The organism is Niallia sp. FSL M8-0099, assembly GCF_038006945.1.
GTDB lineage: Bacteria > Bacillota > Bacilli > Bacillales > Cytobacillaceae > Niallia > Niallia circulans.
The window spans coordinates 361,976-383,157 of the sequence record NZ_JBBOWF010000002.1; the positions used below are offsets into that span (position 1 = coordinate 361,976).

At 34.2% G+C, this 21,182-nt stretch carries 20 protein-coding genes; 6 read left to right on the forward strand and 14 right to left on the reverse strand.

The window, feature by feature from the left end:
• Positions 1–225 precede the first annotated feature (225 nt).
• Positions 226–1,512, reverse strand: a complete 1,287-nt coding sequence (locus tag NSQ92_RS16735) for a methyl-accepting chemotaxis protein (RefSeq protein WP_053215673.1) — start codon at positions 1,510–1,512, stop codon at positions 226–228.
• A 452-nt stretch (positions 1,513–1,964) separates the two neighbouring features.
• Here NSQ92_RS16735 and NSQ92_RS16740 point away from each other — a divergent pair, with 452 nt between their 5' ends.
• Positions 1,965–2,156, forward strand: a complete 192-nt coding sequence (locus tag NSQ92_RS16740; protein WP_141231662.1) for a hypothetical protein — start codon at positions 1,965–1,967, stop codon at positions 2,154–2,156.
• Positions 2,157–2,303: 147 nt separating this feature from the next.
• Here the strand turns inward: NSQ92_RS16740 and NSQ92_RS16745 are convergent, their stop codons facing one another.
• The 5 genes from NSQ92_RS16745 to NSQ92_RS16765 all read right to left on the reverse strand — a co-directional run bounded on the left by NSQ92_RS16745 (position 2,304) and on the right by NSQ92_RS16765 (position 6,626).
• Positions 2,304–3,038, reverse strand: a complete 735-nt coding sequence (locus tag NSQ92_RS16745; RefSeq protein ID WP_047942286.1) for an amino acid ABC transporter ATP-binding protein — start codon at positions 3,036–3,038, stop codon at positions 2,304–2,306.
• Positions 3,039–3,095: 57 nt separating this feature from the next.
• Positions 3,096–3,797 carry an amino acid ABC transporter permease gene (locus NSQ92_RS16750; protein ID WP_095320544.1) on the reverse strand — a complete coding sequence of 234 codons (702 nt, stop codon included), beginning with the start codon at positions 3,795–3,797 and terminating at the stop codon, positions 3,096–3,098.
• Complete coding sequence (locus tag NSQ92_RS16755) at positions 3,784–4,605, reverse strand: amino acid ABC transporter substrate-binding protein (protein WP_341152969.1); 822 nt, start codon at positions 4,603–4,605, stop codon at positions 3,784–3,786. The genes NSQ92_RS16750 and NSQ92_RS16755 overlap by 14 nt, the downstream gene beginning before the upstream one ends.
• A gap of 199 nt (positions 4,606–4,804) precedes the next feature.
• Positions 4,805–5,350 (reverse strand): hypothetical protein, encoded by a 546-nt coding sequence (locus tag NSQ92_RS16760; protein WP_047942291.1) that lies wholly within the window; start codon positions 5,348–5,350, stop codon positions 4,805–4,807.
• A 310-nt stretch (positions 5,351–5,660) separates the two neighbouring features.
• Positions 5,661–6,626 carry a carbohydrate kinase family protein gene (locus NSQ92_RS16765; protein ID WP_047942293.1) on the reverse strand — a complete coding sequence of 322 codons (966 nt, stop codon included), beginning with the start codon at positions 6,624–6,626 and terminating at the stop codon, positions 5,661–5,663.
• A 266-nt stretch (positions 6,627–6,892) separates the two neighbouring features.
• Here NSQ92_RS16765 and NSQ92_RS16770 point away from each other — a divergent pair, with 266 nt between their 5' ends.
• The gene (locus NSQ92_RS16770) at positions 6,893–7,732 is read left to right on the forward strand and encodes an undecaprenyl-diphosphate phosphatase (protein ID WP_047942294.1); all 840 of its coding nucleotides are present in this window, start codon (positions 6,893–6,895) and stop codon (positions 7,730–7,732) included.
• Positions 7,733–7,788: 56 nt separating this feature from the next.
• On the opposite strand, the gene NSQ92_RS16775 is transcribed toward NSQ92_RS16770, so the two are convergent.
• From NSQ92_RS16775 to NSQ92_RS16785, 3 genes are all read right to left on the reverse strand, one after another.
• Positions 7,789–8,817, reverse strand: a complete 1,029-nt coding sequence (locus NSQ92_RS16775; protein ID WP_047942295.1) for an AI-2E family transporter — start codon at positions 8,815–8,817, stop codon at positions 7,789–7,791.
• Positions 8,818–9,061: 244 nt separating this feature from the next.
• A complete protein-coding gene (locus tag NSQ92_RS16780; RefSeq protein WP_341152970.1) occupies positions 9,062–12,187 on the reverse strand; it encodes an MMPL family transporter in 3,126 nt (1,041 codons plus the stop codon).
• A 26-nt stretch (positions 12,188–12,213) separates the two neighbouring features.
• Positions 12,214–12,663, reverse strand: a complete 450-nt coding sequence (locus NSQ92_RS16785; RefSeq protein WP_082138327.1) for a MarR family winged helix-turn-helix transcriptional regulator — start codon at positions 12,661–12,663, stop codon at positions 12,214–12,216.
• 177 nt (positions 12,664–12,840) lie between these two features.
• Here NSQ92_RS16785 and NSQ92_RS16790 point away from each other — a divergent pair, with 177 nt between their 5' ends.
• Positions 12,841–13,239, forward strand: coding sequence for a hotdog fold thioesterase (locus tag NSQ92_RS16790; RefSeq protein WP_082138328.1), 399 nt, complete (start codon positions 12,841–12,843; stop codon positions 13,237–13,239).
• Positions 13,240–13,578: 339 nt separating this feature from the next.
• On the opposite strand, the gene NSQ92_RS16795 is transcribed toward NSQ92_RS16790, so the two are convergent.
• The 3 genes from NSQ92_RS16795 to NSQ92_RS16805 form a co-directional block, all read right to left on the reverse strand.
• The gene (locus NSQ92_RS16795) at positions 13,579–15,243 is read right to left on the reverse strand and encodes a glycoside hydrolase family 13 protein (protein WP_095259298.1); all 1,665 of its coding nucleotides are present in this window, start codon (positions 15,241–15,243) and stop codon (positions 13,579–13,581) included.
• A gap of 57 nt (positions 15,244–15,300) precedes the next feature.
• Positions 15,301–16,326 carry a LacI family DNA-binding transcriptional regulator gene (locus NSQ92_RS16800; protein ID WP_341152971.1) on the reverse strand — a complete coding sequence of 342 codons (1,026 nt, stop codon included), beginning with the start codon at positions 16,324–16,326 and terminating at the stop codon, positions 15,301–15,303.
• A 262-nt stretch (positions 16,327–16,588) separates the two neighbouring features.
• On the reverse strand, positions 16,589–16,963 hold the full coding sequence (locus NSQ92_RS16805; RefSeq protein ID WP_047942300.1) for a winged helix-turn-helix transcriptional regulator: 375 nt from the start codon (positions 16,961–16,963) through the stop codon (positions 16,589–16,591).
• A 177-nt stretch (positions 16,964–17,140) separates the two neighbouring features.
• Between NSQ92_RS16805 and hxlA the strand changes: the two genes are divergently transcribed.
• Both hxlA and hxlB read left to right on the forward strand, forming a co-directional pair.
• Positions 17,141–17,773 carry a 3-hexulose-6-phosphate synthase gene (gene hxlA, locus NSQ92_RS16810; protein ID WP_047942301.1) on the forward strand — a complete coding sequence of 211 codons (633 nt, stop codon included), beginning with the start codon at positions 17,141–17,143 and terminating at the stop codon, positions 17,771–17,773.
• Positions 17,774–17,777: 4 nt separating this feature from the next.
• On the forward strand, positions 17,778–18,335 hold the full coding sequence (hxlB, locus tag NSQ92_RS16815; protein WP_095320540.1) for a 6-phospho-3-hexuloisomerase: 558 nt from the start codon (positions 17,778–17,780) through the stop codon (positions 18,333–18,335).
• A 55-nt stretch (positions 18,336–18,390) separates the two neighbouring features.
• Here hxlB and NSQ92_RS16820 read toward each other — a convergent pair whose 3' ends face one another.
• Together NSQ92_RS16820 and NSQ92_RS16825 are read right to left on the reverse strand one after the other, a co-directional pair.
• Complete coding sequence (locus tag NSQ92_RS16820; RefSeq protein ID WP_047942304.1) at positions 18,391–19,293, reverse strand: hypothetical protein; 903 nt, start codon at positions 19,291–19,293, stop codon at positions 18,391–18,393.
• Between the two features lie 236 nt (positions 19,294–19,529).
• On the reverse strand, positions 19,530–20,108 hold the full coding sequence (locus NSQ92_RS16825) for a class D sortase (RefSeq protein WP_047942305.1): 579 nt from the start codon (positions 20,106–20,108) through the stop codon (positions 19,530–19,532).
• 371 nt (positions 20,109–20,479) lie between these two features.
• Between NSQ92_RS16825 and NSQ92_RS16830 the strand changes: the two genes are divergently transcribed.
• Positions 20,480–21,181 carry a YoaK family protein gene (locus tag NSQ92_RS16830; protein WP_047942306.1) on the forward strand — a complete coding sequence of 234 codons (702 nt, stop codon included), beginning with the start codon at positions 20,480–20,482 and terminating at the stop codon, positions 21,179–21,181.
• Position 21,182 lies beyond the last annotated feature (1 nt).

A 21,182-nucleotide genomic window follows, 5' to 3' on the forward strand; every position in this document is an offset into this window, starting at 1 on the left:
AATTCTCCATTATATTTGTATTTGCATGAAATAACAACTTTCGACAATCATTTTTATAAAATTATTTATTTTCATTTCTAACTTTAACCAAATTAATAAAAAACTGTTTAAAATGTCATATAACTTACTCTTTTTATTTTCCCCCAAAAAAAGAGAATGATCAAATTAGCTCCACACCCAGAAAATATTCTGGGATGTTAACTGCTACTTTGACCACTCTCTTATTTAGCCTTCTACATGTATGGTTTTTGTCAACTCCACTAAATCGTCTGCAATTTTAGCTAATGATTTAGTGGAGGAAGTGATTTCTTCCATTGCCGCCAGTTGTTCCTGAGAGGCTTCTGACACGTTCATGGAATTTTGACTGTTTTCCTTGGCAATGCCAGTAACTTGATCTACCGAACCTGCAACCTCTACTATATTCGTAGAAATTTTATGAGCAGCCTCTAAAATACTTTCCATTTGCTGACTCATGGATAACATCGATTCCGAAATTATCGTAAACTTTTCTTTTGTATCATTGGTAATATCAATGCCGTCTTTTACTTCCTCTGTCACTCGTTTCATTGTTTTAACAGAAGATAGAGTATCTTTTTGAATTTCATTTACCAGAACAGCGATTTGCTCAGCGGACTGATTGGACTGTTCTGCCAATTTCCTTACTTCCTCTGCTACTACTGCAAACCCTTTGCCTGCTTCGCCAGCCCTAGCAGCTTCGATGGCTGCATTTAATGCCAATAAATTTGTCTGATCAGCAATTTCTGTTATAACATTTAAAAATTGACCAATCTCCTGGGAACGCTCTTGTAATAATACAATAGAGTCATTCGATTCTTGCACTGAATTTTGAATCAAACTCATTTGCGTTACAGTATTATCAACAACTGCTTGTCCTTCTTTAGCTTTCAATACAGTATTATGAGTGCTTTTCACCATTTCTTCTGTATTCTTCGCAATATCTTTAATTTCATTATTCACAACAGCAACCGAATCAACAATGAAATCCATTCCTTTTGTCTGCTCTTCAGAACCAGCAGCAACACTTTGAATGGCAGCTGAAATCTGCTCTGATACATGGTTTGTTTCCACTGTATTAGCAGTCAGCTTTTCGGCAGAAGCATTTATTTGTTCAGATGTTTCATTCACTTTTTGTACTAAGTTGCGAATAAATTCTTTCATCAAAATAAACGCATCTGTTAGTTGGCCAATTTCATCATTAGAAGCTTTATGAATTTCAATATCTAATTCGCCTTCTGTAATTTTCTTTGTTGAATGCAATAATTTTTTCAGAGGAGAAATAATGATTCTCCGTGTAAATAATGCGACAATAACAGTTACAAAAATTAAATTAATGACAGTATTAACAAAAATACTGAATTCTTGTGGGAAGAAGCCGGCTTCTAGAATCATCTCATTTAGCTTAAAGGATATCATGGTGCTAAATAATGTAGCAAAAAAGATAATCACAATCATTTTTGTTCGTAAACTGCGAAAAATACTTCGTTTCTTCATATATATTCTCCTTCTTACCCTATAGTTATATATAGCTGTTTTTATACCAAGATAAAACTTTAACAATTATGTAATAAGACCTATTAATATCCAATATTAATAAATTGTTATAAATTAAATAGTTGTTTATACCTATTTTACAAAAAACAGTGTATTTAAGCAATTTTTATCCTTTTCCAAAAAAAAGGGGTATAGCCAAACGTACGGCTATACCCAAAGTGAGAGGAGGTTATGGGGTTACGGTATAAAGAATATGCTGTGTATTCAGCTTCTAAGAAGGTGATACAAGCTATTCTTTATACTTATTAGATATGCTTTTTTATAAAATCAGTGAGGGCTTATCCCCTTTATTAATAAAAAAGGGCAATCATCCTTTTGCCTTTTTAACGGTAGTATATTTCATTATTCGGACATATACTACATTATAAAGATTAGCGGAAAGAAGGTTCTAAATGAAAAACACCTTATATGTAAACTCCATCATCTATTGCTGTTTGTTGACTGTCTTTGCGACGACTCTTTTTTATATACTGACTGGTTTAACCGTTTTTACTATTGCCTCCTTGATTTCAGGGGTGTTAGTAGCTTTCATTAGTTTATTAGAAGAAGAGGTCATCCATAAGAAAATCCATGACGAACATTGAGTTTATTAAAAAAAAATAAATTAGTCTTTTATGTATAAAAAAAGAAAAAGGGGACCACAATGATACTACAAAGTGTAATTCCCCCTTTTGTTTAGAGCTGTTTCAGATTAATTCTCGCTTTTGAGAAATTCCTGACCAGCTCTTTTTTTATTGAATTAATTGAAGAAATTGCCGTGTTCTTGCTTCTTTAGGGTCAGAGAAGATTTCATGCGGGCTGCCTTTCTCTACAATATAGCCACCATCCATGAAAATTACTTCGTCCGCAACTTCTTTCGCAAATTTCATTTCATGGGTAACAATAATCATCGTCATGCCTTCATTCGCAAGTTGCTTTATTACTTTTAAAACTTCTCCAACAAGCTCTGGATCCAACGCAGATGTTGGTTCATCGAATAACATTACTTCTGGTTCCATCGCAAGTGCTCTGGCAATGCCGACTCGCTGCTGCTGCCCACCTGACAGTTGGAATGGGTAAAAATCGATTTTATCACCCAGTCCTACTTTATTTAGTAAATCAGCCGCTTTCATGCTTGCCTTTTCTTTTGATTGCTTTTTCACCGTGATGGGACCTTCCATCACATTCTCAATGGCAGTTTTATGGGGAAAAAGATTATAGCTTTGAAAAACCATTCCTGTTAATTTTCGAAAATCTGTTATAGCCTTTTTCGTTACTTTCGTCGAGAAATCCAATTGCTTATTCTCTATTGTAATATGACCACTAGTTGGTATTTCTAATATGTTTAAACATCGAAGCATCGTCGTTTTTCCTGATCCAGAAGGACCAATAACAACAATGACTTTCCCTTTGTCCACTTCTAAATTTATGTCCTTTAATACTTGTAAATCGCCAAAATGCTTAGACAACCCTTTAATTGAAATCATGATGTTCGCTCCTTCCTCTATCGATTATTTTAGTCTTCCTGCCTAATAGAAGCTTTTTTATTTACTTAAGTGACGGCCGAATCGATTTTCCAGTCCTTGCTGGATAATAGAAAGAGGGAAACAAATAAGCCAATACAATAGGGCTACCTCTGAATATAGCAATAAGAACTCATAATTCGTACTTGCGATTTCCTGTGCCTTTCGAAACATTTCTGTTACTAGAATTAAGGCTGCTAGAGACGAATCTTTAATTAAACTGATAAATGTATTAGACAATGGCGGAATCGAAACACGTGCAGCCTGTGGCAAAATAATTCTTTTTAAATTTTGAACATAGCTCATCCCAATGGAATAGCCAGCTTCCCATTGACCATTAGGAATACTTAAAATGGATCCTCTGACTATTTCCGATCCATACGCTCCAACACTTAATGAAAAACCTATAATAGCTGCTATAAAAGGTTCGAGCGTAATACCAACATTGGGTAACCCGTAAAAAATAATAAAAAGCTGTACGAGTAATGGTGTTCCGCGAATGATGGAAACATAGATTCCAGCAATCGCCCGAAAAATTTTTATACTGGATAATCTAGCTAAAGCGGTTAATACAGCTAAAATTATCCCAATAATAAAGGATATAATGGATAGTGGTATCGTATATAAAATAGCCCCCTTCACCAAAGGAAGAAGGGAACTAACTGCTATATCATAATATCGTTGGAATGCTTCTGGGTCAGTAAAAATGCTATTTAAGTACATCTTCTCCGAACCATTTCTCTGATATTGATTTATACGTACCATCATCAATCATTTCTTTAAGTGCTTTATTTACCGCTTTAACTAATGTATCATTTCCTTGTCTAAACATTAAACCACTATGCGCTACATCATCAGCAGTATCGACAATTTTAACTTTTACATCTGGCTTTTGCTTTTTAAAATCTAAGAAAGATAATTTATCATTAACGGTAACATCTACTCGTTTGGCGTTAAGAAGTTCAATCGCTTGATTAAATCCATCCACTCCAACTAACTCTGCACCATTCGTTTTGGCAATTTCCGCATAATTACTTGTTAATGATTGTGCTGACTTTAATCCTTTCATATCTTTAAAACTTTTCACATCTGAATCTTCTCTCGTGATAAGAACAGCAGCAGAAGAAATGTAAGGATCAGAAAATGTATACTTCGCTTTTCTTTCATCATTAATCCCTACTTGGTTTGCAATCATATCAAAGCGCTTTGCATCAAGGCCTGCAAACATGGCATCCCATTGTGTTTCCTTAAATTCAGCTTTCACCCCTAAACGTTTTGCCACTTCTTGTGCAATTTCCACATCAAATCCAGTTAGCTTCCCAGAATTATCATGAAAAGTAAAGGGAGGGTATGTACCTTCCGTACCAACTATTAATGTGCCCTTATCTTTAATTTGTGCCAATAAATCTGCGTTGCTATCAGCTTTTTTATCTGCAGAATCTTTTGATCCCTTATCTGAATTGCTGCCACAAGCAGTTAACACAATGGTAATACTTACCAACAAACTTAATAATATACTAAATTTTCTCATATTATTCCTCCTTATTCCGATAAGACTTGTCAGCAATAGCTATCATAGTATAGGGGATTACCATTTGTCAAAGCATTGATTCTCCTTTTTATTTTCACCAAAAGTTCTGACATTAACCATGTGAAATATATCCATTTGATACAAAAAAAAGCGACCTTTTAAACGGTCACTTTTTTCCAATTATATAAAAATAAATGCATTAGGCTGCCGGCTTTCTGAAAACAAGTGAGTATTGATGTAATTTCCCTTCATAGACTTTTTGCATTTTATATTCATCTAATAAATCATAGGGGGTCATTAAACATGGAGGCTTATTAAAAAATAGGACACCACTGTCATGCAAAATCGATGCAACAAATTGCGAACAAAAATAAGCATTTTTACGATTATATGGGATTTTTAGTAAAATAAATAAAAGCCCAAGTAAATTGTAGCGATAATTTCTTTGTTCTTTTTCCATCTGCTCAATTTTTTTCTTCATGTTTTCATATTGTGTTTGCGTAACAGAAATGGAATAAATAATACACCTACTGTTTCGAAAAAAACTATGCTGGACATTTTCCTTCACAAATCCACCGATAAATGGATTGCTTGGCTTTCTTCTTCCAAAACTATAAACTTCATTTAATTGCGGATCAAAAGAAATAGATGCATGATTATGGGGCTTTCTTGTAAAAAATTTAATACAACGTGTAAATAAAGTGCCTGTATCCGTTAAAATAATATATACCTTTCTTTCAGTCACACAAACACCCCTCCTTCGCATTAATATTTACTTATCGAAAAAGCTGTTAATCCTGGCTTCTTTTGTAAACACCTTCGAATAAAAGTTATAATCTTTAGGACTCCTCTTTGTTATCATATAGAGTTTAACCCCGGCTGGAAACAAACTCTTGTATTATTTTTATCTACGTCTTTAGACTTAAAAAGGTTACAAAAAAAAGCATACTTACTTAGATATATAATAATTCTCTATAAGTAAGTATGCTTGATAGAAAAAAGCATGCCTTTTTCCAGTTTTCAAATTCAACGCAATATCTATGCAATCCTATCTCCTATACTTCGTTTTCACAGGGCAATGGTGATTCAGCTCTTCCCATAATCATTTGATAATCTGGAAGAATCGGCAAGGAACCAGCCTTTGTAGCTACTATTGCCCCCAACCGATTAGCTTGATCCATATAAGACTCCATCTCTTTTTTGCAAGCTGGAAATCCCTTTTTATAAATACATGCAAGAATCGTTGCCATAAACGCATCGCCTGAACCATTCGTATCTATTGCCTTTACCACCTTTCCAGCCATTTGGACTTTTTCTTCGTATAATAGTCCAATTGCCCCCTTTTCGCCCAAAGTAATTAGCTTGAGAGGTATTTGGAACTTCTCCAAATTTGCTAAGCCCTTCTCTACCGATTGAACCTCTAATAGAAAGAGAAGTTCTTCTTTTGACATTTTTAGAATATCTACAAAAGACAAAAATTCCATCATCACTTGTCTACATTCCTCTTCATTTTTCCATCTTTTAATCCGAATATTTGCATCAAAAGCAATGAATAAGCCTTTTTCCTTTGCGATTTCAATCGCCTTCTTTGTCGCTGCTCTTGCACTTGGATGAAAGAGTGTCCCAGAACCAAAATAAAAGATTGATTTATTTTCAAAAGATGATTCCTTAAGATCTGATTCTAATACAACTTCATTTGGCGTTTCATTTTCATATTTATGAAAATATCTTTCTCCAGATGCATCTAAATGGACATATACTTTCGATATTTTCTTGGTTGGTGTACGAATGCTGTCTTCAAGATTTATTTTTTCTTTTAACATTTCCTTTTCGACAAATTGGCTATCTTCTCCGCTTCCTAGTTTTGTAAGATAAAAACTAGGAATAGTAAATCTACTGATATGTACAGCAACGTTCACAGAAGCTCCCCCTAAACTTCTTTCAAAACAATTATTATCACTCGATCGTGAAACATAATCGATAAACGCATCGCCAAGAGACAGGATTCCTTTTCGTTCCATTTCATGATTCTTCCTCTCTATCTTTTTCTATCTTTCTAGTATATCTTCTTTTATTTCTTTCGCTAATATTAATTAGTGAAACTTCTGTATTTCTTTCTGCGTTATACTTTATGTGTTTTTATATCGAAAAATGGAATAGGAAACCAAGTCTAATTTAATATTCAATATAGCATTCAGCTTTTGCTAAATTTTTGATATGATAGATAGGCGTATGCTTTCGAGTAAGAATATAATTTTGAAATGAATGGATAAATAGGAGTGAAAAAATGTTGGATAAGTTATGGGATTTGATAGTGGCCTTTATTTTGGGCATAGTAGAAGGTTTGACGGAATTTGCACCTGTATCATCAACTGGACATATGATACTAGTCGATGATTTATGGTTAAAGTCAGGGGAGATTTTTTCACCTGAAGTAGCTAATACCTTTAAAGTTGTTATTCAATTAGGGTCGATTTTGGCAGTAGTAATTATCTTTAAAGATCGTTTCTTAAATATTCTTGGTTTGAAAAAAACAATTAATGGTGAAAAAGTAGTCGGACATAAATTAAGCTTAGTACAAGTTCTTATTGGGTTAATTCCAGCTGGTGTTTTAGGACTTCTTTTTGATGATTACATAGATGAACATCTATTTAATTTTGAAACAGTTGCATATGCTTTAATTGTGGGTGCAGTCCTAATGATTATCGCAGACTTTACGCAAAAGAAGAAGAAACCAACCACAACTTCTTTGGATCAAATTACAAATAAGCAAGCATTTTTCATTGGTTTATTTCAATGTATCGCCCTATGGCCAGGCTTTTCAAGATCTGGATCAACGATATCTGGCGGTGTACTTATGGGGCTAAGCCACCGGGTAGCAGCTGACTTTACCTTTATCATGGCAGTACCAATTATGGCTGGTGCAAGCTTTATCTCTTTACTAAATAATTGGGAATACATTACATCTGCTGCTCTCCCATTCTTTATCGTTGGATTTATCAGTGCATTTATTTTCGCATTAATTTCTATACGCTTCTTTTTAAAGCTAATCGATCGAATTAAATTAACACCATTTGCGATCTATCGTATTGTGCTTGCTATCATTATCATTGTTGTGTTTATTTAATAATATTTATAAAGAAAAAGTCATCTCCCCGGAGATGACTTTTTCTTTATACCCACTTATTTTTCTATTATGGATTCTTTTCGTTGTTTTTCACTCTTCACTTCTAATATATCTAACAAGAATATAAAAATCGGAATACCTACAATTAATCCCCATACTCCAAAGAAGTGTTCGGAAAATATTAAAACAATGAATGTGAAAAAAACTGGTAAATCGGTCTTAGAAGACATTAGTTTAGGATTTAATATATATGCTTCAAGCGCATGAATTACAACAATTAAGATAACAATTGAAATGACATGTGTTATTCCTCCGACCGTATAACCGATAATACATAATGGAATAAAGGAAATAATAACCCCGGCAACTGGTATTAAACCCAGTAAGAAAATCATAATACCTAATCCAAATAATTGAGGAAAGCCTAAGAAATACAAGGAAGTTGTCGTTAACACACAATTAATAATGGCAATAATAAATTGTGCTTCTATTACTTTTCCAAAGGTTGCTACAAATTTTTTACAGAAATATTTACATTCAAAGTAAATTGGTGCTATTTTACTAGTATGAAAACGAGTAGCAAACAACCGTAATCTGTCTTTTTCTAACAAAAAGAATAGGCTTAATACTATCGCCATAAACACTTGAAGCAGATTTCCCCATATATTTGTAAAATACTTAAATATAAAGGTAAAGCCCTGATGTAAATAGGTCGTTACATTAAGATTATTTATTGTATTTACTATAAAATTCAAGACTGCATTGTCATGTGGCTGCATATAAAAGTCTGTGATTTGGATAACCAAAATCGAGATTTGCTGGATGACAACAGGTAAATAGGTGGAAATCCCATATATGAGCAAAAATAATACAGTAAAATATAGCAAAATAACCGCAATTGATCGCTTTATCGCAAATTTGCTTGTAAAAAACTGAACAAGTCGATCCATTAGGTAAGAAAATATAAAAGTAAATAAAATGAGATTTATCATACTACGTACAAAATAAAGGCTTAAACCAATTAAAAACAAAATTAAAAATCTTTTTACTGCTTTTTTTTGAAAAAAATGAAGCAACATCTCCATGCAAAAGACTCCTGACGATTTAAAATACCTAACTACTATAAAATATCTTTTCTTTATCCTTTATTATCAATCCAAAAATGAAAAATAACAAGAAAAAACGTTTTTTTTCACAGATTAATTTCAATTCCATTATCTAGGAAAAATTTCATTTAATCCGATTTCCTTCATCCACTTACAACAAAATCATAGCCTATATGAAAAGGAAGGCTTTAAGTATATACCCTAAATGCCTTCCTCTTGCTTATTAATCCTTTATTCGTTTAAATGGCCACCAGTTTGCTTCTCCAAAATTCTTTACTAGAACAGGTATAAGCAATGGCAAAATGATAAATGCATATAGGAATAATCCAACTAATACAATGCTTGCTATCTGTAATAGGGATAACATTCCTGATGGCATCATCGCTGCAAATGTTCCACCTAAGATGATAGCTGCAGAAATGATGACTGTCCCCATCTTCTTCATCGCTTCTAACATCGCATCTTTTATCGTTAAATTCTTATATTCATTAAATCGATCCATAAGGAAAATACTATAATCCACACCTAAAGCTACTAAAATAACAAATCCAAAGAATGGTACTGCCCAACTGATCCCAGAATAGCCCAGCAGATTCACGTAGATTGCCTCATTTATTCCAAGCGTTGTATAGAATGTTAAAATTAACGATCCAATAATATAAGCCGGCATAATGATTGACCGGAATAAAAAGATTAAAACAATCGAAATCCCAATCATCATCCAAATAACAGTATTTGTATAATCAGCATTGGACATAGTGCGAAGATCTGCATTGGTACTAGTAATCCCGGAAACAGCAATTTCCGCATTTTCAAGCTTGGTTCCTTTTGTTATTTGATCAACTCTATCTTTTATCCTATCAATTTGATCAATTGCTTCATTTGAATATGGATTGTCTGAGAATACAACGTCAAATGTCATGATTTTGCGATTTGGAGATAGGTACGTATCTAATGCCCCTTTAAATTCATCACTCGCTAATACTTCATCTGGAATATAGAAACTGTTTGTTTCGTTTTTAGATAATCCAGATAAATAATCCGTAGCAGAACCTAAACCTTCAGAAACTTGATCTAATCCTTCAGCACTTTGTGTTAATCCGTCCGTTAATTGGCCAAGCTGACCACCTATATCACTAAACCCATCTAGTAATTGCTTCTGTCCCTCATTAATACTACTTAATCCATTCGTTAATTTAGGCATATTGTTCACAATCTGCCCTTGGCCATCTGCTAATTGGTCTAATCCTTGTTGCTGTTGATCGATACCAGCAATTAATTGCTCCAGTCCAGCCGAAATATTTGCTTGATTTTTTAATATTTCTGCATAGCCTGCATTCGCTTTACTCATTCCTGTTTGTAATTTAGCTAACCCTGTATTTAATTGATCGATACCAGCATTAATTGCGGGTAATTGTTGTTGTGCTCCTAAAAATCCTGCTTTAATTCCTATATATGCTGGGTTATCAGCTAATCCAGCATATGTCCCTTCTAAAGAACCAAACGATTCTTTTGGTACTTTATTTAGCCCCTGTGCCAATTGCTCTAAACCTGAATTAATTTTTTGATATTCCCCGAGAATAGCAGATAGACCTTTCTCTGCCTCTTTATATCCAGTTTGTAATTTATTATGCTCATTCAACAGTGCTTCTGCCCCTGTTTTTGCCTGTTGTAATCCTGACTTTATTTGATCAGAACCAGCAGAACCTTGGCGAATACCTTGTTCAATTTTTTCTAAGTTAGACTGAATTTCTCCCAAACCAGATTTCACATCATTTGTTCCTTTAATGAGCCCATTAATCCCATCTGCTGCGTCATTCAACTGTGGTCCTGATTTTTGCAGTTCATCTCCGGCACTGTGAAGCCCCTCACTTATTTGATCAATTCCTTCTTTTCCTTGGCCCAAACCTTCTTCTAAGGTTTTCGCTTGATTAGAAATATAAAGATCTTCAATGGAGTCTCCCATTGGTCTCGTTACAGACCGAACTCTATCCACCAAATCTACTTTAGCTAATTCATTCGTAATTGTATCTGCTAAAGATAAATACTCTATTGTATCTAATTGGTCATCATTTTTTAAAATTACGGTTGTTGTCATGGACTCGCCTGGTCCAAAGCTGTCCGCAATTGCATTAAATGCTTTTATCGATGAATAATCATCCCCAATTTCTTCTAAAGAATTAAAAGAAATATCACCATCATAGGTAACAAGGAAGGGAACACAAATACATGCTACAACCAATAAGGATAGCAGCGGTCTTTTTATAGAGAAATTACCCGCCACTTCCCAAATCTTGCTGTCTCCATGCTCTGCCGACCCTTTAGATGGCCAGAATAATTTCTTCCCTAATAACAGCATAAAAATTGGTACAACCGTAAATAAGGCGATAAGTAAAATAGCTACCCCCACTGCTACGGCAGAAGCAGATTGATAAAGCATAAATTTAGAAAATCCTATCGCAGCAAACCCAATCATTACCGCAATACCGCTAAAAAAGACTGTTCTTCCCGCATTTTTGTACGTTTCGACTATCGATTCCCAAATACTTTCCCGATGCATCATTTCCTCTTTAAACCTACTTAATAGTAGAATACAATAATCCGTCCCTATTCCAAAGAGAACAGCAACCAAGAAAATTTGTGTATACGTGGAAAGTGGGAAATTAAATTGATCTACTAGAATAGACACAATAGATTGGGATGCTAAGTATGTAAGTCCTACTGTAATTAAAGGAATAAATGGCGCAATTACAGATCTAAAAACAATTAACAATACAGCCAGAATGAAGACAACTGTGATTCCTTCTGTCTTCTTTAATCCCTCTTGAGAACTATTTACCAAATCCTGATCAATCATCCAGTTGCTGGTATAATAGTGATCCACATCATATTTTTCAATTGTTTTATATAATGCGTCGCTGACCTCTTCCGCTTCTCTATCATTCCAACTAATAGTCAATGATGTGAGGATGGTTTTTCCATCATCTGAAACCAACTGGTCCTTTAATTCCTCCTTTTCAAACGAGGAAAGTATATCTGTAATTCCTAACTTTTTCTTATTGGCTTCTAATGCATCCACTGCTTTTTTCGCTTCCGCAATATCTTTTTCCGTCAACTTCTTATCATTATGAAAGACTAAAGCCACTGTTGACTGTTCCCCTGCATTTTTCTGATTCTGAATTTCATCAAGAATTTTTCCAGCCTCAGAAGAAGAGTATTCATCAGGTATAGTAATCTGTCCTTTTTCCTTCACTAAATCTCCCATATTTGGAGCTATTAAAAATAAACCGACTATAGCGATAATCCATGCTCCAAGAATAAACCATTTTCCCTTTAAAATAGCATTCAACTTTATTCCCCTCCAGCTTCTATTCTCTATTTTTCTTCAATTAATCTATCTAACTTGGCATACGTGTCTATAAAGTTTTGAATTTCAGTATGATCAAATTGCGAAATAACAGACACAATCACACTTTGAATTTTTTTCTCCATCTCGCCAAATATTACTTTTCCTGCTGAAGTTAAAGTTAAATAAATAACACGCCTATCCTTTTCATCTCTTGTTCTCTCAACCCATCCCTTTTCAACTAAGCGGTTGATGATAGGAGTAATGGCACTTTTTTTCACCCCAAACACAATCGCAAGCTCTGTAGATGTACATACTTCGACATTGTTGATATGGCGCATCGTAAAATGCTGTTCTGTTGTTAGAACATCTCCTATTTCCTGTCTAATTAACTGATCAAATTTACGATTAACAGAAAAATTTATACTTACATATCGATCAATAATCTGATTTATCTCTGTTCGATTAATAACATTCACCCCACATCTATTTAGTTAAAGGGTTTAACTATTAAACATTTTAACTTTATTTTTATTTTTATGTCAACACAAAATTTTCATGCCAAAAAGGGAGATATCAACAGCACTAGGATTGCAATAATTCCTCCTTTAATTGATTATGCTATAATAAGAAAAAAATTAATGGAGAATAAGAATATGTTTCCAAATATCTCAATAAAAAATACACTTATGGAAAGTCTAGGAATCAATATTGTTGAAGTTAAAAATGGGGTATGCATTGCGACAATGCCAGTAGATGAACGAACAAAACAACCTTTCGGCTATCTACACGGCGGGGCTTCCGTAGCTTTAGCGGAAACTGCTGCAAGCGTTGGAGCAGCTAGTCTAATTGATGCCAAAAAACAAGCGGTGTTTGGCCAAGAAATAAACGCAAACCACATTCGCTCGGTAAAAGAAGGAATTGTAACCGCAACTGCTACAGTTATTCATCAAGGAAAATCCAGTATGGTTTACGAAATTAAAGTAGAGAATGATAAAAAGGAATTAATATGTATCTCACGGTGTACGCTGGCAGTAATTTCTTTAGAGAGATAGTTTGTCTTTAAGGAATTTGGAGGAGAAATTTAATTTTAGTTGATATATTGGGAGGTTGGCTGATTCCTCCCTCCTTTTGGCTGATATTTCGGCACTTTGGCTGATATTTCAGCACTTTGGCTGATTCCTCCCTTCTTTTGGCTGATATTTCAGCACTTTGGCTGATTCCCCTCTCCTTTTGGCTGATATTTCTGTTCTTTGGCTGATTTCCTCCTCCTTTTAGGTAATTTCTTCGATCTTTGTTCCCTATCCAGCACTTATTTTTTCAAATCAATACAAAAAGTGCATTTCAAAAATCAATTTGCTGATTTTTGAATGCACTTTTCTCTTAACTATCTCTTATTTACAAGTATACATTCTTGCTTCATATGGTTTCAATGAAATGGAAGTTGTTGGCTCATGTTCTTCAACTGAGTAATTTGCTAACAGTAAATTTTCATGCTCCAATTCGACGACACGATTTTCAAACACTGCCTCTTCTGCTGATAAATTAGAAATGATCACTATCTTTTTATCATCCAGGGTCCGAGTGTAGGCAAAAACCTGTTTATTCTCTTCATCCACTAAATCAAAGGTTCCATATGTTAAAATGGGACCAGATTTTTTCAAATCTATCATCTTCTTATAAAAATGATAGATAGAATCTGGATCTTGCTTTTGACTTTCCACATTGATATCTAAATAGTTTGGATTCATTCCCATCCAAGGCTTGTGTTCAGAAAAACCAGCATATTCATCACTAGACCATTGCATTGGGGTTCTGGAATTATCACGGCTAGTAGACCAAATAATCTCCATCACTTCCTTATGGCTAAATCCTTCTTCCCGTTTCAATTTATAAAGGTTTTTCGTTGCCACGTCATCATATTCCTCAATCGTTGGAAATTGAACATTCGTCATTCCTATTTCTTGACCTTGATAAATGAATGGAGTTCCTTGCATAAAGAAATACATCATCCCTAAAGCCTTGGCACTTTCTTTCCAATATTCCTTATCATTACCCCATGTGGAAACAGATCTTGCTTTGTCATGGTTTTCAATAAACAAAGCATTCCATCCCTTGTTTTCTAAACCTTTTTGCCATTTATTTAAAACCTGTTTCAATTCCATAACATCGACGCCATAATTTTTTTCGTTATCCCATAAATCTAAATGTTCAAATTGGAAAACCATATTAAATTTTCCCTTTGTTTCTCCAACCCATAGCTCTGCTTCTTCTACCTTTACACCATTGGCTTCTCCGACTGTCATAATATCATATTTTGCAAATGTCTCATTCTTTAACTCTTCTAAAAATGGTTGAATTCCTTCTACATTCATATGCTTATCAAAAGATGGGACATAGTCTAAGCCTAGTGGATTATCCATATCTTTTAATCCTTCTTCTTTTTTAATATGACTGATGGCGTCAATTCGGAAACCGTCAATACCTTTGTCAAGCCACCAATTAATCATATTGTATAGAGCTTTTCTTACTTCTTCATTTTCCCAATTTAAATCTGGCTGTCTTGTTGAAAAAATATGCATAAAATATTGTCCAGTTGTCTCATCCAGTTTCCAAGCAGAGCCTCCAAATATACTTTCCCAGTTATTCGGCTCTTTCCCATCTACTCCATCTCTCCAAATATACCAGTCTCTTTTCGGATTATTTAAGGAAGACCGAGATTCTACAAACCATTCATGCTCATCACTTGTATGATTAATTACTAAATCAATAATTAACTTCATTCCACGTTGATGTACTTCATATAGAAGCAAGTCAAAATCATCCATTGTTCCAAACTCATCCATAATATCTTGATAATCACTAATATCATAGCCATTATCATCATTTGGCGATTTATACATTGGACAAATCCAAATACAATCAATCCCAAGTTCTTTTAAATAATCTAATTTAGTTATAATTCCTTTTAAATCCCCTATTCCATCTCCATTTGAATCCATGAAACTTCTAGGATAAATCTGATAGGCTACTGCCTCTTTCCACCACTTTTGAGTCACTCTAATTTCTCCCTTTCTACATCTACTTTCTGTTTTATTACCACATTAAAGGTCGTTTTATTCCGCTACTCGACAACAAGAGTTTCTTTCCACCATTTTCGCAGGTACGGTAATTCGCTTAGTTACAGCATTAGGATACGTAATATTATCGAGTAAGCACTTGGTTGCTTCAACACCAAGCTGAAAAATATTAATATCCACACTTGTTAAAGAAGGCTTCATATACTTACCAGTTGAAATATTATTAAATGCAACAATGGATAAATCTTCTGGAATAGATATGGAAAGTTCCTCTGCATAGCTAATTAATTCAATGGCAATAAAATCATCGGAGACAACAAGCGCTGTCGGTCGGCTTTCCAAATTCAAAATCTCTGTAAGCTTCTCTTTTGTTCGATCCACTAATTCCTTATCATAAATGATTAACTCTTTTTGATAAGCAATTCCATTTTCCTTTAATGCTTGTTTAAAACCTTTCAAACGGTCAATCGTAAAAACCATTTCCATATTGGCTCCAATAAAGGCAATTTTCTGATGACCTAATTGAATTAAGTACTCGGTAATTTGTTTCGTAATAAACACATTATCGTTATCCACAAATGTAATTCTTTCAGCATTTTGATAGGGCCTCCCAATAACAGTAAAGGGAAATTTATTTTGTAAAAGATAATCCATAATTTTATCATTCGTTTTACTATATAATAGAATAATGCCATCTACCCTTTTCCCCTGGACCATCTCGATTACTTCCTGCAATATTTCCTCTTCTGATGCTCCGGTTGTTAAATAAATGCCAAACTGACTTTTTCTTGCCTCCAAACTAATACCTCTTAAAACTTCTGGAAAAAATGGATTTTCTAGCACCCTTTCTGTCGAATGCGGCATAACAATTCCGATTGTTTTCGTGCTCTTAACTACTAAGCTTCTTGCTTGAAGGTTTGGATGATATCCTAATTCCTCCATTGCTTCCCGGACTTTGCGCTTTGTTTCATCACTTATTTTCGGATGATTCGCCAGTACCCTTGAAACAGTGGATGGAGAAACATTTGCTAATTTACCAACATCTTTAATGGTTACTGCCATACTTTCCCCTCCGTTATTTTTAGCACAATAATGGTAAACGCTATCATTTTATATTAAAAAAATTGTTCTATCATTCACCTTTTCGTGCAAACGATTGCACTAGCATATGTAGAATATACCATAGGAAGAGCTTTATATCAATAAAAAATATTAAAATGGTAGCCAAGATTTATATTCCCATTTCTATAATATAAGCACTGAGAGTCACTCTCTGTGCTTATACTGTCACATATCCTCTCGTTCATTATTTACTATCCTAACATTATTTGTCTATCGATTCTAATTCTTTTATCACAGGAGGACTTTCAAGTACCGTATCCATATAATTTCGTCCCCAGCTATACATAGCATCTAAAATAGGCATAAGCGATTTTCCTTCATCTGTTAAGGAATATTCTACTTTTGGAGGGACAACTGGATAAACAACTCGTTTTACAATATAGTCATTTTCTAACTCACGCAATTGGTTGACAAGCATACGCTGTGTAATTCCGGGAATTAAAGCTTTTAGTTCTCCAAAGCGCTTTGTTCCTTCCTTACCCAAATGCCAAAGAATTAACATTTTCCACTTTCCACCAATTATACTTAAGGTTAGTTCTTTCTCACAATTAAATTCTTTGCCTGCCATTCGTTCCATCATCATTCCTCTTTCCTTAATTGATACTTAGTATACTTTTAGACACTATATAAAAAAAAAGTGCGTACTTACTTAAATGGATTATAAAACGTATAATAACGGTTGTACAGAAATTAGACATATTTCCAGTATTCTGCGTGCAAGATAAAATGAAAAAAAGAAAAGGAGTTAAACAAAATGAAATTACAATTAGCATTAGATTTAGTTAATATCCCACAAGCAATAGAGGTTGTTTCTCAGGTTGAACAATATGTTGATATCGTTGAGATTGGTACACCTGTAGTAATAAATGAAGGCCTTCACGCTGTTAAGCAAGTAAAAGAAGCTTTTCCTAATTTGTCTGTATTAGCGGACTTAAAAATTATGGATGCAGCTGGTTATGAAGTAAGCCAAGCAGTTAATGCTGGTGCTGACCTTGTCACTATTTTAGCTGTTGCTGAAGACGAATCTATTAAAGGTGCAGTTGCTGAAGCGAAAAAGCTTGGCAAAGAAATTCTTGTCGATATGATCGCTGTTAAAGATATTAAAACACGCGCACAACAACTTGATGAGTTTGGTGTTGATTACATTTGTGTTCATACTGGCTATGACTTACAAGCAGTTGGCAAAAACTCTTTTGAAGATTTAAAAGCAATTAAGAGTGTTGTCAAAAAAGCGAAAACTGCTGTTGCAGGTGGCATAAAACTAGAAACATTGCCAGAAGTTATTGCTGCTCAACCAGATTTAGTTATTGTTGGTGGGGGAATTACTAGCCAAGAGAACTTAAGTGAAGCTGCTTCTAAATTTAAAGAACTAATTGCTCAAGGATAAGTAAATGAAAACAAGCGATTATCTTGACCAAGTCATTCAGGAATTAACGCAGGCAGGAGCACTTATTGCAAATGAGGACTTAGAAAAGCTTGTCGAGCGTATTCTGCAATCAAAAAAAGTTTTCGTTTATGGAGCTGGTCGTTCTGGATTTATGCTTAAATCATTTGCAATGCGAATGATGCACATGGGAATTGATGCTTACGTTATTGGAGAAACGGTTACTGCTACCTATGAAAAGGATGACCTTCTCATCGTAGGAACCGGTTCTGGCGAAACAAAAAGTATTCTAACCATAGTAGAAAAAGCAAAAAGTATTGGTGGGAATATTACAGTCCTAACTATTTCTCCTGATTCTACTGTTGGGAAACTGGCTGACCAAGTTATTAAAATGCCTGGTTCACCAAAAGATCGAGGTAATAAAGAAGCGAAAAGTATTCAACCAATGGGTTCCTTATTCGAACAGTTACTCCTTATCGTCTTGGATAGTGTGATTTTAAAATACATGGAAATAAAAGAATTGGATTCCAGTAAAATGTATGGGAAGCATGCTAATTTAGAATAGATTTTTCCTAAAATAGAAAAAGATAGACATATGCTTTATCTATCTTTTTCTTCTACTAATCAGAACCTCCACCACAGCTTGAACAGGAGCTATCAGAGGAGCAAGCGCTATCAGACGAACAGAATACCGACCCAGTTCCACAACTAGTGCAGCTTGCTGAACTATCACTACTCATTTTCATATAACTGGAAAATTCAGCGTAATGAAAATAAGAAACAGATAAGTAAGGAATAAGCATGGAATTGAATTTTTGTTCCCTTTTACTTTTTTTCATTTTGTCATAGATGGTACTTTTTTGATAATCTCTAACCTTCTTTACCGACTTTTTCATAGCGGTAATCAGCGCATAAACAGTAGTATGATATTTCGTGTCCGTTTTAAAATATCGATTTAATAAGTCGTCTTCAGCTAAGTTTTTAAAGTCTTCGATAATAGTTGGATGAACTGGATGTCGAAAAAATCCCTTATATAAATAGATATTCTCTTTTCTTATAAGAAAAAGCTCTGCATAAACCCAATCAAAGAATCCCCGTAGATCAGGATTAGATTTCCCCTTTACATTAGGACTGTGATGGAGAGTAGAGCCTAAGTATTTATGGGAGAAATCCTTATATTCTCGGGTAAACATGAGCATCTGATGCCATAATTCATCAACTTTCACGCTAAACATAGGAGATTCTTTTAAAAGAGAGGTTAAAACAAAATATCGTTTTAAATCAAGTAAGCGCCATTCATACTCATTTTCTCTTAACTTGTTCTCCCTCCTTACTCGTTCTTCTACATTTTCCATATAACTTCTAGTAAGAGAATGTTCTAGGTCTTCACTTAGTTTTTTTAACCCTTTAATTGGCTGAATCTCTAATACTTTAGGAGATACACCAAATTTAAAGGTGAGTCTTGTGCGCAGAAATAAAATAATCCAAACCATAATAGCGGTAAGTAGAAGCAGCCATGCCATCTCATCTCTCCCCTTCCATTTAGAAACATTATCTAATTTATAAAGCATAAATTAGATATTAATAATACGAATTTTATTATGTAAAGTTCCGCCTTTAATAATTTTTTTATGCATTTAAAATGTAGCAGATAAAAAATACACCACTAATAACTAAGTGGTGTACGTATTAAGATAATATGTGTAGATTCTTATCTGCTGTTACGAGTATTTTTTCATTTACAGAGTTGGTATAATCACTATATTCTTTTAGCATAAATAATATAACGCTGCGGTGCATTGCCTACAAAGCGAAATGGATAACATGTTGTCAGGATAAGTTCTTCTTGTGAATCATCTAGTGTAATAATCGATTGATCATCGGCCTCGACTATTTTAGTAGAAGTGATTTGATAAGAGAATTCCCCATATGGCAAAATAATTTTAAGCTCGTCTCCTATTTCTAATTCTCCTGCTCTCCTAAAAACCGTATCACGATGGCCCGATAAGACGATTTGTCCATTTTCATCTGGATAGAAGCTGCCTTTATAATGTCCGACCCCTTTTTCCAAATCATCTGGATCTGTCCCTTCCACAATTGGTAACTCCCCATCAATTTTGTCAATCTCTAATAGCCCAACAGCATCTCCAATAGATGGGACAAAACGTTTACTTTCTTTATCCACCCACTTTTCATTCCCCTTGTTAATGGCTGCCTTAGCTTCGGATAAAGAGTTCTCCGTTTGCGCTTTCGTATCCATTATATTCCAAACGCCATACCCAATAAAAAATACTCCGCCTATTATAAGCAGGAGGGATAACCATTTAGTCCACTTCATATCATCCTATGCCTTTCTTCATTAATTTATTAAAACAACTATTTCGTATTACGACCAGTATAATTTCTACTTTGATTAAATTGTAAGCTATTGTCACAGTATCTGGCAATAGCTTTCCTTCTCTACTTTTTGTTATTTGTACTCATTACAAACATACATACATATTATTCACACGTACTTACTATCAAAAAAGTAGAAAAAAAATAATTGACATTTTTTACTTTGTTTAAAACAAAGAGAAAGCGTTTAATATATTAATCCATAAAAAATTCGGTTTTTATTCAAATCCTCCTGAAACGATTTATGTTAAGATAGTAATGTTTTTCCTTATAGCTTTCAGGAAAGAATTATCTCGCAAGGAGCGTAATACCATGATTGATAAATTAAAACCAATTCCCTCTTTATCTTCTAATTCTGTATTCTTAGCCGCTTTATTGGGAATGGTTGGCGGCTTTTTAGATGCGTATACCTTTATTAGCAGGGACGGCGTATTTGCCAATGCGCAAACAGGGAATATTGTTTTGTTTGCAGTGAACGCAGCGACTGGCGAATGGAGAGAATCCCTTCATTATATTCCACCGTTAATAGCTTTTATTTTAGGAGTCCTAGTCTCAGAAATTGTGAAGATTCCTTCTTTAAGAGAGATCTTATACAGCTATAGACGTTCGATTCTAATATTGGAATGTATTGTCTTAATTACCGTTGGCTTCTTGCCGGCATCTATACCAAACATTATTGTGACAACAAGTATTTCTTTTGTATCTTCCTTACAAATATCTACTTTTAATAAACTCGATAAATGGGCCTATAATTCTACTATGACTACTGGTAATTTACGAACTGCGACACAAGCGGCTTATGCTGCTTTTATCAAACAAAGTCAAGAGGCAAGAATCCAATTTAAAGAGTTTTCCCTTATAATTGGCTCTTTTATTTTCGGAGCGCTACTAGGAACGTTTACAACCACTCAATTTGGCAATAAAGCTATCTGGATATCTGCCATCATTTTAATTATTGCATTAGTTCTCTATCATAAAGATAAAGGATATATTCGTAAGCGTTGTGCACAATAAT